We start from the raw sequence: 12207 nt of genomic DNA, 5'->3' as shown, positions 1-12207 counted from the left end.
CATGGCGCATAACCCGGAGAGCATAGCAAAGCAGGTCGAACAGTCCGGTGAGTCAGGCAAAGGGCTGCCTCCTCTGGATAAATGGCATCCAGAGCTATCCGGTGACATTGATATCCGAATCACCCGGGATGGCCAGTGGATCTTTAAAGGCGAACCTCTGGCGCGGGAGGCTATCGTAAGGCTGTTCTCAACCATTCTTCGCCGGGAAGACGATGGCCACTATTACCTGGTGACTCCCGTTGAAAAATGGCGTATCGAAGTTGAGGATGCGCCGTTGCTGGCTCACTCCCTGGAGGTGAAGGGGCAGGGATCTGACCAGGCGCTTTATCTGACCACCAATGTAGGCGAAACCCTGGCGGTGGGGGACGAGCACCCGCTGGTCGTCGGGTGCTACCCCGACAGCGACGAGCCACGGCCGGTGGTTAAGGTCCGCCATGGTCTGGAAGCCAGGCTGGTCACTGCAGCGTATTACGATCTGGCGGAGCATGTTATCGAGCGTAAGGCGGATGACGGCTCATTGGTCCTGGGCGTCTGGAGTGACGGAAATTTTTACGAAATCGGGCAGGGGAGTTGAAAAAGGCAGGCTTTGCCCCAACCAACTGACGGTAGAAAAGGCAGTCCGACACTTGTTAAACTGTATTTTCGATCTTGTTACCGAGCCTGGCTCTCTAACGAGGCCCGGTGGTCGTTAGTCCCTCTGTGCAGTCTGGCTGTTCATGAATACTTGCGATTACCCAAATTCAATTAAACAGTCATTGCGACACGCAAGGAGATCACATGGCCCAACCTCGTGTTGTCACCATCCATTACACGCTCACAAACGACCAGGGCGAGCAGCTAGACTCTTCCCGTGTAGAAGGTCGTGAGCCTCTGTCTTATGTGGAAGGTGCACAGAACATTATCGGCGGACTGGAAAGTGCGCTGAACGATAAGAACGCCGGCGACCAGGCTAAAGTTACTGTCGAGCCCGGTGAAGGCTACGGTGAAGTTAACGAGGAACTCATCCAGCCGGTTCCCCGTTCTGCATTTGAAGGCGTTGATACTATCGAGCCGGGCATGCAGTTCCAGGCACAGACTCCGGGCGGCCCTCAGGTTGTTCGTGTAGTTGAAGTTGGCGACGAAACCGTCACCATCGATGCCAACCATCCGCTGGCAGGTCAGACTCTGCACTTCGACGTGGAAGTGGTAGAGACCCGTGATGCGACCGACGAAGAGCAAGAGCACGGTCACGTGCACTAAGCTTTTCAGAAGCGCTATCGAAAAACGGCTCCTTGTGAGCCGTTTTTTTATGCCTGAAAGGTTTGTCGGATTAGGCGAAGCCGTAATCCGACAAAACCACAAAGAACACTACCGTAGCCCGAATCCGACACCCCAAACAAAAAACGACCCATAAAGGGCCGTTTTTTGTACCGGAATCCGAACTTACATGTTCGGATAGTTGGGGCCACCGCCCCCTTCCGGAGTCACCCAGTTGATGTTCTGTGCAGGGTCCTTGATATCGCAGGTCTTACAGTGAACACAGTTCTGGGCGTTGATCTGGAACTTCTTGCCGCTGCCGTCATCGGCCTCAACCACTTCGTACACACCGGCCGGGCAGTAACGCTGCGCTGGCTCGTCATACTTGGGCAGGTTGTCCCGGATAGGGAGGTCCGGATCGGTCAGCTTCAGATGAACCGGCTGATCTTCCTCGTGGTTGGTGTTCGAAATGAACACCGACGACAGCTTGTCGAAGGTCAGGGTGTTATCCGGTTTCGGATAATCGATCTTCTTGCACTCGGATGCCGGCTTCAGGGTGGCGTAATCCGGGATGGTGTCGTGAAGAGTGAACGGCAGGCTGCGGCGCAGGATATTCTGCTCAAAGAAGGCAATGCCACCACCGATCACGTTTCCGAACTTGTGCATGGCCGGGCCAAAGTTGCGCTCGTCATACAGCTCCTTGTAGAGCCAGCTGTCCTTGAAGCGATCGGCAAAGCTGGTGATTTCCTCACCGGACTTGCCTTCCTTCAATGCTTCGAACACCGCTTCCGCGCCCAGCAGGCCGGATTTCATGGCGGTGTGGGAACCCTTGATCTTGGAGAAGTTCAGGGTACCGGCATCACAGCCCAGCAGCAGACCGCCCGGGAAGCTCATCTTCGGCAGGGAGTTGAAGCCGCCCTTGGTGATGGCGCGGGCACCGTAGGAAACACGCTTGCCGCCTTCCAGGTATTTGCTGAATTCAGGATGCAGCTTGAGGCGCTGGAATTCATCGAACGGGCTCAGGTGCGGGTTGCTGTAGGACAGGTCGGTGATCAGGCCGACATAGACCTGGCCGTTTTCCAGGTGATACAGGAAAGAGCCGCCCGTGGAACCGCTTTCATTCAGAGGCCACCCCGTGGAATGCACGACCAGACCCGGCTCGTGTTTGGCCGGATCGATGTCCCACAGTTCCTTGATACCGATACCGTAGTGCTGGGGATCCTTGCCTTCGTCCAGCTTGAAGTCGTTGATCAGGCGCTTGCCCAGGTGACCACGACAGCCTTCGGTGAACAGGGTGTACTTGGCGCGCAGTTCCATGCCGGGCATGTAGCCATCTTTCTGGGAACCGTCACGGGCCACGCCCATGTCGCCGGTAATGATGCCTTTTACCTGACCATCTTCAATGATGGTCTCGGACGCGGCAAAGCCCGGATAGACTTCCACGCCCAGGGCTTCGGCCTGCTCGGCGAGCCAGCGGCACAGGTTGCCCAGGCTGATGATGTAGTTGCCGTGGTTGTGCATGTTCTTGGGCACAAAGGCGTTGGGGATCTTGGTGGCCTTTTCCTGGTTTTTCAGCAGGAAAATGTCATCCCGGGTGACCGGGGTATTCAGCGGCGCACCTTTCTCTTTCCAGTCCGGGAAGAGCTCGTTCAGCGACGTTGGCTCGAATACGGTGCCAGCCAGGATGTGAGCGCCGATCTCGGAGCCCTTCTCAACGACACAGACTGTCAGTTCCTCGCCAGCTTCCTGCGCCAGTTGCATGACCCGGCAGGCTGCCGAAAGGCCAGCGGGCCCACCGCCGACGATAAGAACATCAAATTCCATCGATTCGCGTTCCACGTTGGTCTCCTCAATACTTCTTTAATGGATATTATGTGCCCGCAGGCGGATAATTCAGGGGCGTTATCATACCGGTAAAAGTCCGTATAGACGACTCCCCAAAGTCGAATAGCCCTCTTTTGACACCCCAAGGGTAGCGTATATCGAAAATCAAACAAACGTTTGTTTGAAATCGAAGCTATCCTTTGGCATTGTTAGCCAGGATGCTAACTATGTGTTCTGAGTCATTTTTTAGTATCGTCTCATGGCTTTACTGAGTCAATACAGAGTCCATTGGCTGTGAAAACAGGACTGGCGTGTCGAACGGGGCTATTGACCCCGTGCACCTTTGCCTGCAGTATAAGTCCGCCGTGACAGCGGGCCCCGCGTGAGGCAGCTGTTTGTAACGTTCGGTCTGAAGCCCCATAATTCTGGCCTCACATCGAAACGACAGGAATCGAGAAACACTCTGTTTTCCACATCAGTGGAGTCGTATCTCAGGAGTGTTTCTGATTGCGAGTCATTAAACCCATCGTAGAAGAACGAGGAATCTATGAAGGTTCTGGTCGCTGTAAAACGAGTAATCGACTACAACGTAAAGGTGCGCGTCAAGCCGGACAACACCGGCGTTGATCTCGCCAACGTCAAGATGGCAATGAACCCGTTCTGCGAAATCGCGGTTGAAGAAGCGGTTCGCCTGAAAGAGAAGGGTGTTGCCAGTGAAATCGTGGTGGTATCCATCGGCCCGAAGGCCGCCCAGGAGCAAATCCGTACTGCTCTGGCTCTGGGTGCCGACCGTGGGATCCACATCGAAACCGACGAAGAGGTTCAGTCTCTCGAAGCGGCCAAGCTGCTCAAGAGCGTGGTGGAGAAGGAAGAGCCCAAGCTGGTTATCCTGGGCAAACAGTCCATCGATTCCGACAACAACCAGACCGGCCAGATGCTGGCCGCGCTGACCGGCATGGGTCAGGGCACGTTTGCCTCTGAAGTGGTTGTTGAAGGCGACAAGGTCAACGTCACCCGTGAAATCGACGGCGGTCTGATGACCGTGGCGCTGAACCTGCCGGCCGTGGTCACCACCGACCTGCGTCTGAACGAGCCGCGTTACGCTTCGCTGCCGAACATCATGAAGGCCAAGAAGAAGCCGCTCGAGTCCATGAGCCCGGCCGATCTGGGTGTCGACATTGCCAACCGTCTGTCCACCCTGAAAGTGGAAGCACCGGCCGCCCGTAAGGCGGGTGTGAAGGTGGCTGACGTAGCTGAGCTGGTCGATAAACTGAAGAACGAAGCGAAGGTGATCTAAATGAGCATCCTTGTAATTGCTGAACACGACAACAGCAGCCTGAAGCAGGCGACCCTGAACGTAGTCGCCACGGCCAAGGCCATTGGCGGTGACATCGACGTCCTGGTGGCCGGCGAGAACTGTGGTGCGGTTGCGGAAGCTGCGGCCAAGGCCGAAGGCGTGAACAAGGTTCTGGTTGCCGACAACGCCGCTTACGGTCACTTCCTGGCCGAGAACCTGGGCGAGCTGGTCGCCGAAGTGGGCAAGGGCTACAGCCACATCCTGGCTGCTGCCGGCACTACTGGTAAAGACTTCATGCCGCGCGTTGCCGCGCTGCTGGACGTGGCCCAGGTCTCCGACATCATCCGTGTCGAGTCCGAGGACACCTTCGTGCGTCCGATCTACGCCGGTAACGCCATCGCCACCGTCAAGGCGAACGACGCCATCAAGGTGATCACCGTACGTCCGACCGCGTTTGATCCGGTTGCTGCAGAAGGCGGTTCCGCCGCTGTTGAGGCACTGGACGTTGTGAAGGATGCGGGTCTGTCCACCTTCGTTAACGAAGAGTTGGCCAAGTCCGACCGTCCGGATCTGGGCAGCGCCGGTATCGTGGTTTCCGGTGGCCGTGGCATGCAGAACGGCGACAACTTCAAGATGCTGGAGCAGGTAGCCGATCTGCTGGGCGCCGCCGTGGGTGCCTCCCGTGCCGCGGTTGACGCCGGTTTCGTACCGAACGACATGCAGGTGGGTCAGACCGGTAAGATCGTCGCCCCGCAGCTGTACATCGCTGTTGGTATCTCCGGTGCCATCCAGCACCTGGCGGGTATGTCCGACTCCAAGGTGATCGTTGCGATCAACAAGGACGAGGAAGCGCCGATCTTCCAGGTTGCCGATTACGGCCTGGTGGCGGACCTGTTCGAAGCGGTTCCGCAGCTTGAGGAAGAGTTGAAGAAAGTTCTTTAACTTTCTGAAGGCTCAGAAAAAAGGCACCTACGGGTGCCTTTTTTTATGCTTTCTGGAAACGATGCGTTTTTCCGCGTTGCCGATGATCAGAGTGTCCGCCAATATGTGCAGTGCCCGATTGGTGGTGCGCACCCCACGATAAATCTGTTGGCTGGTCTGGTCATGGGTTTCCCGCGCTTTGCGGGCAGTTTGCCGGAACTCTTCATCCCGGGAGAAGTGATCAATCAGGCCGAAAGTAGTGGCAGAAATAGCCTTGTGGACTCGTTCTACGGCCGTGGCACCGCCGGTGACGGTTTCTTCCAGCAGCTTCGCACGGTTACGTACTTCCAACAGATCCATCCGGCTTTTCTGTATGGCACTGTTTGCGGCAATACGATGGGAATTGACCACCCGCAGACGGCGACGGCTATCGAGCAGTTGCCAGTAGGTGTAGGCCAGTCCCGCTGCAGCTGCTGTCAACAGAATGGCAGAGGCAATCAGAATAGACATGGGTTACCTCGATCAGCGATATTCAATGTGCATCTGCACGTCGATTTCACGTTCATCCAGTTCCCGCTCCAGCTCCTTCATCACTTCCTGATACACCATTTTTCGCACCATAACAGGCAGGTGATCAGCCAGAACCCGCGCTGAACGGGACTCCCGCTTGGCGAGAGAAATCGGATCCACTACACGTAGCGTAAGGATCAGCTCGGGGTCCCGATCCGGTTCTGTGATGTCGTCACTTTCCATCATCTGGGAAATGACCTTACGCTGCTCACAAATCTGCCAGAACAAAAAGGCGCTGAAGATGGCAAGCAGCAGGCTCAGGATCAATAACAGTGTCACCAAGGTTGACCTCCGGGACGTGTGTATTTTTCATTGTGTTTCCTGCAGTGTGCCGGATACATTGTGACAAACGATTGGCCGTGCCGACGGTCCTTTTCGGGAGATATTACATGGTTTGGTTCAAGGCATTTGTAAGTGGCTTCCTTGCAACCCTGATTTTCCACCAGGGACTGTTTGCTCTGTTCTACCTGGCAGGCATGGTGCCGGTAGCACCTTTCAACATGACGCCGGTACCGCCTTTCGGGATTCCAGCAGTGGTATCGCTGGCGTTCTTCGGAGGGCTCTGGGGCATCGTGCTTTGGGCCCTTCTGGGGAGCCTGGCCGGGGTAAGATTCTGGCTGGGCCATGTGATTGTGGGGGCAATCGGCCCCACTGCGGTTGCCATGCTTGTCGTATTTCCCTTAAAAGACCTTGAAGCGTCAGCCCAAACCTGGGTTGGTGGGTTGTTGCTGAACGGTTTCTGGGGCCTGGGAGTGGCGATATTCATGTATTTTCTCCAACGCAAGAAAGGATGATCAATGACGAAATCAACGGACACAACCTATGACCTGGTCGTCTTCGGGGCAACCAGCTTTGTCGGTCAGATACTCACACGTTACTTGCTCGAGGCATACGGGGTGGGTAAGTCAGTTTCCTGGGCCATAGCGGGTCGCTCCGAGAGCAAGCTGGGTAAGCTCAAAGGGGATCTGGGACCCGAAGCGGCAGAACTGCCCGTCATCATTGCCGACGCTGCCAGTGACGCTGACCTGCAGGCGATGTGCGACCAGACGCGGGTCATTATCTCTACCGTCGGCCCTTACGCATTGTACGGAGAGCCCCTGGTGCAGGCGTGTGTCCGCACCGGCACAGATTACTGTGACCTGACCGGTGAGGTGCAATGGATTCGTAAGATGGTGGAACGTTATGAGGAGGAAGCCAAATCCTCCGGAGCGCGCATTGTTCATTGCTGCGGGTTTGATTCAATACCGTCGGATTTGGGGGTGTGGTTCCTGCAACAGCAAGCGGAGCAGACCTTTGGTGCCCCGTGCCGTGATGTAAGAATGCGAGTGAAGGCAGCGAAGGGAGGATTCTCCGGGGGGACCGTGGCATCAATGATGAATGTTGCCCGGGAAGCGGCTTCCGATCCGAAGCTGAGAAAGGAACTGGCGAATCCCTTTTCCATTTGTCCGCCGGATCATCGTTCCACGGTTCGCCAACCCAGCCTGAAAACCGCAGAATATGATGAAGACTTTGGTGTCTGGCTGGCACCGTTTGTCATGGGGGCCATCAATACCCGAGTGGTGCATCGCTCCAACGCACTGCAGCAAGCCCGTTATGGTAAGGAATTCACCTACGATGAGGCCATGATGACAGGGCGTGGCATCAAAGGACGCCTGGCGGCCTATGGCATTACGGGTGGCCTGGGTGCGTTCTTCACGGCGTCTGCGCTCAAGCCTACGCGCTGGCTGGTGGAAAAGTTTGTTCCGGCACCGGGTGAGGGGCCGAGCCCCGAAGACCAGGAAAACGGCTTCTTTGACCTGCGGTTCATCGGCAAGACCGAGGATGGCCGCAAGTTGATGACCAAAGTCACGGGGGATCGCGACCCCGGCTACGGTTCCACCGGCAAGATGCTGGGAGAAGCGGGTATGTGCCTGGCTTTTGATGTGCCCGCCGACCAACCGGGTGGCTTCTGGACGCCCGCCTCGCTTCTGGATGGCAAACTGATGGACAGGCTGACCAGCAAGGCAGGCCTGACCTTTGAGTTGGTTGAAACCCGTTAGCCTGTCAGGTGAATCACACGGTCGGTGCCCGGAAGGGCATCCGGCCCATGCGCCAGACTGATCACAGTTTTCCCCTCCAGAAGCGCATCCATTCGTCCCGCAATCCGCGCCCGGGTTCCGCTATCAAGACCGGTAAATGGTTCGTCCAGTATTACCACCGGAGCAGAGCTCAACAGCACTCGTGCCAGGGCCACGCGCCGTGCCTCACCACCGGATAGCCGGCTTCCCGAACTGCCCAGCCAGGTATCAAGCTGATCGGGCTCCGAGGCAAAACGCTCGGCCAGCTCTACCACTTCAAGTATGCGCCACAGCTCAGTCTCGCTGGCCTTCGGCGAACCCAGGAGCAAGTTGGCTCTCAGGGTATCCTCGAACAGCACGGTTTTCTGGGTGAGGTACACCCGGTCCTGAGTAGCCAATCTGCCATTTGCTGGTGGCAGCAGACCGGCAAACACATCTGCCAGGGAGGACTTGCCGCTACCGGAATGACCTACGATACCCACACGATCGCCAGCTTTGAGTGTAAGGTCGAAATGCGTAAACAAGGGTACGTGGCCCGCATGTTTTACCATCAGATCTGTTGCGACCAGGGCCGCGTTCGCTGGCAAATCCGGCGCACCGCTCGCAGCCGTCGGTTGGTCTCCCCGGCAATCCCGGTTGAGGCGAGCGGCTGATGCCATTGTTGCGCCCAGCTTAGCGAACGCGTCGGGCAACATGGCATAGATTTCCGCGAGACCGAGCAGGGCAATCGGCAACAACACCAGCACTGGCCCGGAGATCAAGCCGGCACGGAACAGGGCAAAGCCGGCCCATAGCGCCAGAATCGCCGAGAGATTAATCAGCAGGTGAGAGCCGGCCAGGTGCCAGCCTGCCCGGGAATCTGCCTCGGCCTGCTCAGACGTCACCTTGTGAGCCTGCCGCATCAGCCACGCCGCGTGCTTGCCGGTTCTACCGGCCGCAGTCAGCTCGGCAAAGCCCTCGATGTGTTCGATCACCGCCGTTCGCAGGGCTTCCTGGCGGTCGCTCTGCTTTGCAGCGAGTTGCCGTGTACGCAGGTAGGTACCGACTGTGGCGAAAAGAAACGCGGCCAGCAGCACAAGTCCCACCAACATGGCTGTCCGGAGATCAAACAGAACAGCCGTCAGCACCACAACCAGCACGGTGACCAGCGCGGCCAGTGCTGCCGGTGCGATTAACCGCAGGTACAGGGTATCCAGTGCATCGACATCGCTGGTGAGCCTGGAAAGCCACTGGGCCCCGGTCAGCTCTTTCCTGTGGCTGCGGCTGGCCGAGGACAAACCCTTAAACAGTGCCACCCGGATGTCCGTAAGCAATCGCAGCACGGTATCGTGGTTGTATACCCGCTCCAGATAGCGGAACACCGTCCGGGACACTGCAAAGAAACGGATAGCGCCACCAGGTACATACAGATTGATGGTCGCGACAACGCCTGCGGCCAGGAGTAATCCGACCAGCGCCGTTTCGGTGATAAACCAGCCAGACACCGCCAGTAACCCAACTCCGGAGAGAAGCGTCGCCAGGATCAGGACGCCCCCAATCACCAGCCTGCCGGGACGTCTGAAAATCAGTTCCAGCCAGGGTTTGAGGTCACGCATTGCGCACCTCCCCGGCGGAAACCAGCAGTACCCGATTGGCCAGTGTGAGCAGCGCCTGGTGGTGGGTTGAGAAGATCAGCGTTTTACCGGCCACCGCCAGTTTGTGCAGCGCCTCCAGTACAAACACCTCGCTATCGCTGTCCAGGCCCGCCGTGGGCTCGTCCAGCAGGATCAGGTCGTAATCCGCCAGAAAAATACGTGCCAGGCTCAGGCGCCGGGCCTGCCCGCCGGACAGGCCCTGGCCGTCCTCGGACACAAGACTGTTGATTCCGTCCCGCCGGCTGTCCAGCAGGGGGCCCAGGCCAACATTGCGCAAGGCCGTGTCGATGGCAACGTCCGAGGCATCCGGCGTGGTCAGGCGGAGGTTGTCCGCCCAGGTCCCCTGAACCAGGAAGCCTTTTTGCCCGAGCCAGCCAAAACGGAAACTGCCGGGTGACTGGGCAAACAGGTGAATCCTGCCGCTGTCTGGTGCCATGAACCCGGCCAGCAGATGCAAAAGCGTTGACTTGCCACCACCTGAAGGGCCGGTCAGGGCGATGACGTCGCCCCTGGGAATAACCAGCGAAACGTCCTTCAGCACATCGTGATCAGCCCGAAATGCCACCGACACCGAGTCCAGTTCAATAACATCGCCCGCGTTGCCGGCATCGACGGGTTGCGAGTGGCGATGGCTATCCACCGGCGTTCTCAGTCTTTGCAGGATTTCTGCGCCCGCCCCAAGTGCGGCCGCACGATCATGATAGTGTTGGGAGAGTGTCCGCAACGGCTGAAAGAACTCCGGAGCGAGCAATAGAATCAGCAGCCCGGAATACAGGGTCAGGTCTTCCGACGGGCCATAAGTGATGTAGCCCAGCAAGCCAAAACCGATGTAGATGGCAATCACGGCAATAGCCACGGAGGCAAAAAACTCCAGTACCGCGGAAGAGAGGAAGGCCACACGCAGGGTCTTCATGGTGATGCGCCGGTAATGGTCCGAGCGTTTACGGATAAGCTCCGTGGCGTCGGCCGTCTGACCAAAAAGCTGAAGGGTTGTCAGCCCCCGCACCTTGTCCAGAAACTGCCCCGAGAGCCGGCTGATGGTCTCGAAATGCTGCTGGTTCAGCTTCTCCGCGCCCATACCCACCAGCGCCATGAACAGCGGTATCAAGGGCGCTGATAACAGCAGAAACATTCCGGCCAACCAGTCCAGCCAGAAAACCAGAATCAGAATCAGCAACGGCACCACAACCGACAGGATCATTTGCGGCAGAAACCGCGCAAAATAACCGTGCAGGGCTTCGACATGATCAATCCATTCCCGCGCCAGGGTGCCGGCCGAGGACTGGCCCAGGGCAACCGGCCCAGTCGCCTGCCAGTGTTTGTGAATCTGGCGGCGGGCATCACGCCGGACCCGCTCGCTGCACCGGGCAGCAAGCCGGGTCTGGAAACCCTGCCCCGTGGCACGGATAACGATCGCCAGGATTAGCCAGAGGAAGAGGGGAGTGAGTTCCGCAACCGGAACTTCATCGATGACGCCCAGGTGGATAATCCGGGCGAGAATGACCATCTGCACGATCGTGGCAATGCCGGCAACCGTACCCGCAACAACCGTACTGCGGATCCACAGACGGTTGCCCCGGGCCAGTTCCGACAGCCATTGCCTGACGGTCCGTTGGCTGGTGGGTGAGGTCCTTTCTCCGCTACTGCCAGCCTGCGGTTCAGCCACTTAGTGATAGCCCTCCCCGGCGCGGACCTTGCCCCGGAACACCCAGTAGGTCCAGGCGGTATAGACCAGCACAATGGGAATCACGAACAACAGGCCCAGTAGCAGGAACAGTTGCGATTCATAGGCGGAAGCGGCGTCCCACAACGTGTATTCCGGCGGCACCACATACGGCCAGCGACTGACGATCAGGCCCAGGTAGGTGAAGATAAACAACCCCATGGTCGCCACAAACGGCATACCCTCGAAGCGGTTGCGGACCGACCGGAAAATCTGGAACGCACAGAGCAGTGTCAGCACCGGCAGAATCCAGATGACGGACAGATTGGAGAACCAGCGTTCCCGCACCATATCGTCCACGAACGGCGTCCAGACGCTGATAATGCCGAACACCACCAGCACCCCGGCCAACAATGGCAGGGTGATTCTGTAGGCCCATTCCTGCAGCCGACCCTCAGTCTTCATGATCAACCAGGTGGACCCGAGCAGGGCGTAGCCGGCGAGTATACCGAGGCCCGTAAGCACGGTGAACGGTGTGAGCCAGTCCAGAGCCCCCCCGACGTAAACCCCATCGGCCGTCTCAAAACCCTGGATATAGGCGCCAACCACCGCGCCCTGGGCAAACGCCGCCACGGTGGAGCCGCCGGCAAAAGCCCAGTTCCACAGATAGCGGGAGGTGCGGGCCTTGAACCGAAACTCGAACGCCACGCCGCGGAAGATCAGACCAGCCAGCAGCAGGAACACACCGATGTAAAGCGCGGGCAGGAAGATGGAATACACCATCGGAAAGGCCGCCAACAGACCGGCGCCACCCAGAACCAGCCAGGTTTCGTTACCGTCCCACACCGGGGCCACCGAATTCATCATGGTGTCCCGGCTTTCCTCATTGGGTGCAAAGGGGAAGAGAATGCCAACCCCGAGATCGAAGCCGTCCATCAGCACATACATGATGATGCCGAAGCCGATAATGAACGCCCATATCAGGGGCAGATCAAACAGTTCCAT

12 protein-coding genes are annotated in these 12207 nt (G+C 58.0%); 6 read left to right on the top strand and 6 right to left on the bottom strand.

The window, feature by feature from the left end:
• Position 1 precedes the first annotated feature (1 nt).
• Positions 2-574, top strand: a complete 573-nt coding sequence (locus tag EHN06_RS10595) for a DUF1285 domain-containing protein (protein ID WP_127332555.1) — start codon at positions 2-4, stop codon at positions 572-574.
• A gap of 203 nt (positions 575-777) precedes the next feature.
• Positions 778-1239: an FKBP-type peptidyl-prolyl cis-trans isomerase gene (locus tag EHN06_RS10590; RefSeq protein ID WP_127332554.1), complete on the top strand. Its 462-nt coding sequence runs from the start codon at positions 778-780 to the stop codon at positions 1237-1239.
• Positions 1240-1422: 183 nt separating this feature from the next.
• Here EHN06_RS10590 and EHN06_RS10585 read toward each other — a convergent pair whose 3' ends face one another.
• Positions 1423-3075, bottom strand: a complete 1653-nt coding sequence (locus EHN06_RS10585) for an electron transfer flavoprotein-ubiquinone oxidoreductase (RefSeq protein ID WP_127332553.1) — start codon at positions 3073-3075, stop codon at positions 1423-1425.
• Positions 3076-3607: 532 nt separating this feature from the next.
• Here EHN06_RS10585 and EHN06_RS10580 point away from each other — a divergent pair.
• Complete coding sequence (locus EHN06_RS10580) at positions 3608-4357, top strand: electron transfer flavoprotein subunit beta/FixA family protein (RefSeq protein WP_127332552.1); 750 nt, start codon at positions 3608-3610, stop codon at positions 4355-4357.
• On the top strand, positions 4358-5299 hold the full coding sequence (locus tag EHN06_RS10575) for an electron transfer flavoprotein subunit alpha/FixB family protein (RefSeq protein WP_127332551.1): 942 nt from the start codon (positions 4358-4360) through the stop codon (positions 5297-5299).
• A 27-nt stretch (positions 5300-5326) separates the two neighbouring features.
• Here EHN06_RS10575 and EHN06_RS10570 read toward each other — a convergent pair whose 3' ends face one another.
• Positions 5327-5788: a hypothetical protein gene (locus EHN06_RS10570; protein ID WP_127332550.1), complete on the bottom strand. Its 462-nt coding sequence runs from the start codon at positions 5786-5788 to the stop codon at positions 5327-5329.
• Between the two features lie 12 nt (positions 5789-5800).
• On the bottom strand, positions 5801-6127 hold the full coding sequence (locus tag EHN06_RS10565; RefSeq protein ID WP_228257270.1) for a hypothetical protein: 327 nt from the start codon (positions 6125-6127) through the stop codon (positions 5801-5803).
• Positions 6128-6237: 110 nt separating this feature from the next.
• Between EHN06_RS10565 and EHN06_RS10560 the strand changes: the two genes are divergently transcribed.
• Together EHN06_RS10560 and EHN06_RS10555 are read left to right on the top strand one after the other, a co-directional pair.
• Positions 6238-6642, top strand: a complete 405-nt coding sequence (locus EHN06_RS10560; RefSeq protein ID WP_127332548.1) for a hypothetical protein — start codon at positions 6238-6240, stop codon at positions 6640-6642.
• A gap of 3 nt (positions 6643-6645) precedes the next feature.
• Entirely contained in the window at positions 6646-7887 is a 1242-nt protein-coding gene (locus EHN06_RS10555; RefSeq protein ID WP_127332547.1) for a saccharopine dehydrogenase family protein, read from the top strand.
• On the opposite strand, the gene cydC is transcribed toward EHN06_RS10555, so the two are convergent.
• Genes cydC through cydB form a run of 3 tightly spaced genes read right to left on the bottom strand, consistent with a single transcriptional unit; the run spans position 7884 to position 12207 of the window.
• Complete coding sequence (gene cydC / locus EHN06_RS10550; RefSeq protein ID WP_127332546.1) at positions 7884-9500, bottom strand: thiol reductant ABC exporter subunit CydC; 1617 nt, start codon at positions 9498-9500, stop codon at positions 7884-7886. The genes EHN06_RS10555 and cydC overlap by 4 nt on opposite strands.
• Positions 9493-11205 carry a thiol reductant ABC exporter subunit CydD gene (cydD, locus tag EHN06_RS10545; RefSeq protein ID WP_127332545.1) on the bottom strand — a complete coding sequence of 571 codons (1713 nt, stop codon included), beginning with the start codon at positions 11203-11205 and terminating at the stop codon, positions 9493-9495. Before cydD ends, cydC begins: the two co-directional genes overlap by 8 nt.
• Positions 11206-12207: a cytochrome d ubiquinol oxidase subunit II gene (gene cydB / locus EHN06_RS10540; protein WP_127332544.1), complete on the bottom strand. Its 1002-nt coding sequence runs from the start codon at positions 12205-12207 to the stop codon at positions 11206-11208.

Source organism: Marinobacter sp. NP-4(2019) (genome assembly GCF_003994855.1).
Taxonomy (GTDB): Bacteria; Pseudomonadota; Gammaproteobacteria; order Pseudomonadales; family Oleiphilaceae; genus Marinobacter.
The sequence above is the reverse complement of the archived record's forward strand: the minus strand, read 5'-3'. Positions and strand labels throughout refer to the sequence as shown.

What these genes read in the sequence shown, in the direction of transcription:
- EHN06_RS10595 (WP_127332555.1), top strand. Translation starts at nt 2, where the DNA reads ATGGCGCATAACCCGGAGAGCATAGCAAAGCAGGTCGAACAGTCCGGT.
- EHN06_RS10590 (WP_127332554.1), top strand. Translation starts at nt 778, where the DNA reads ATGGCCCAACCTCGTGTTGTCACCATCCATTACACGCTCACAAACGAC.
- EHN06_RS10580 (WP_127332552.1), top strand. Translation starts at nt 3,608, where the DNA reads ATGAAGGTTCTGGTCGCTGTAAAACGAGTAATCGACTACAACGTAAAG.
- EHN06_RS10575 (WP_127332551.1), top strand. Translation starts at nt 4,358, where the DNA reads ATGAGCATCCTTGTAATTGCTGAACACGACAACAGCAGCCTGAAGCAG.
- EHN06_RS10570 (WP_127332550.1), bottom strand. Translation starts at nt 5,788, where the DNA reads ATGTCTATTCTGATTGCCTCTGCCATTCTGTTGACAGCAGCTGCAGCG.
- EHN06_RS10560 (WP_127332548.1), top strand. Translation starts at nt 6,238, where the DNA reads ATGGTTTGGTTCAAGGCATTTGTAAGTGGCTTCCTTGCAACCCTGATT.
- EHN06_RS10555 (WP_127332547.1), top strand. Translation starts at nt 6,646, where the DNA reads ATGACGAAATCAACGGACACAACCTATGACCTGGTCGTCTTCGGGGCA.
- cydC (WP_127332546.1), bottom strand. Translation starts at nt 9,500, where the DNA reads ATGCGTGACCTCAAACCCTGGCTGGAACTGATTTTCAGACGTCCCGGC.
- cydB (WP_127332544.1), bottom strand. Translation starts at nt 12,207, where the DNA reads ATGGAACTGTTTGATCTGCCCCTGATATGGGCGTTCATTATCGGCTTC.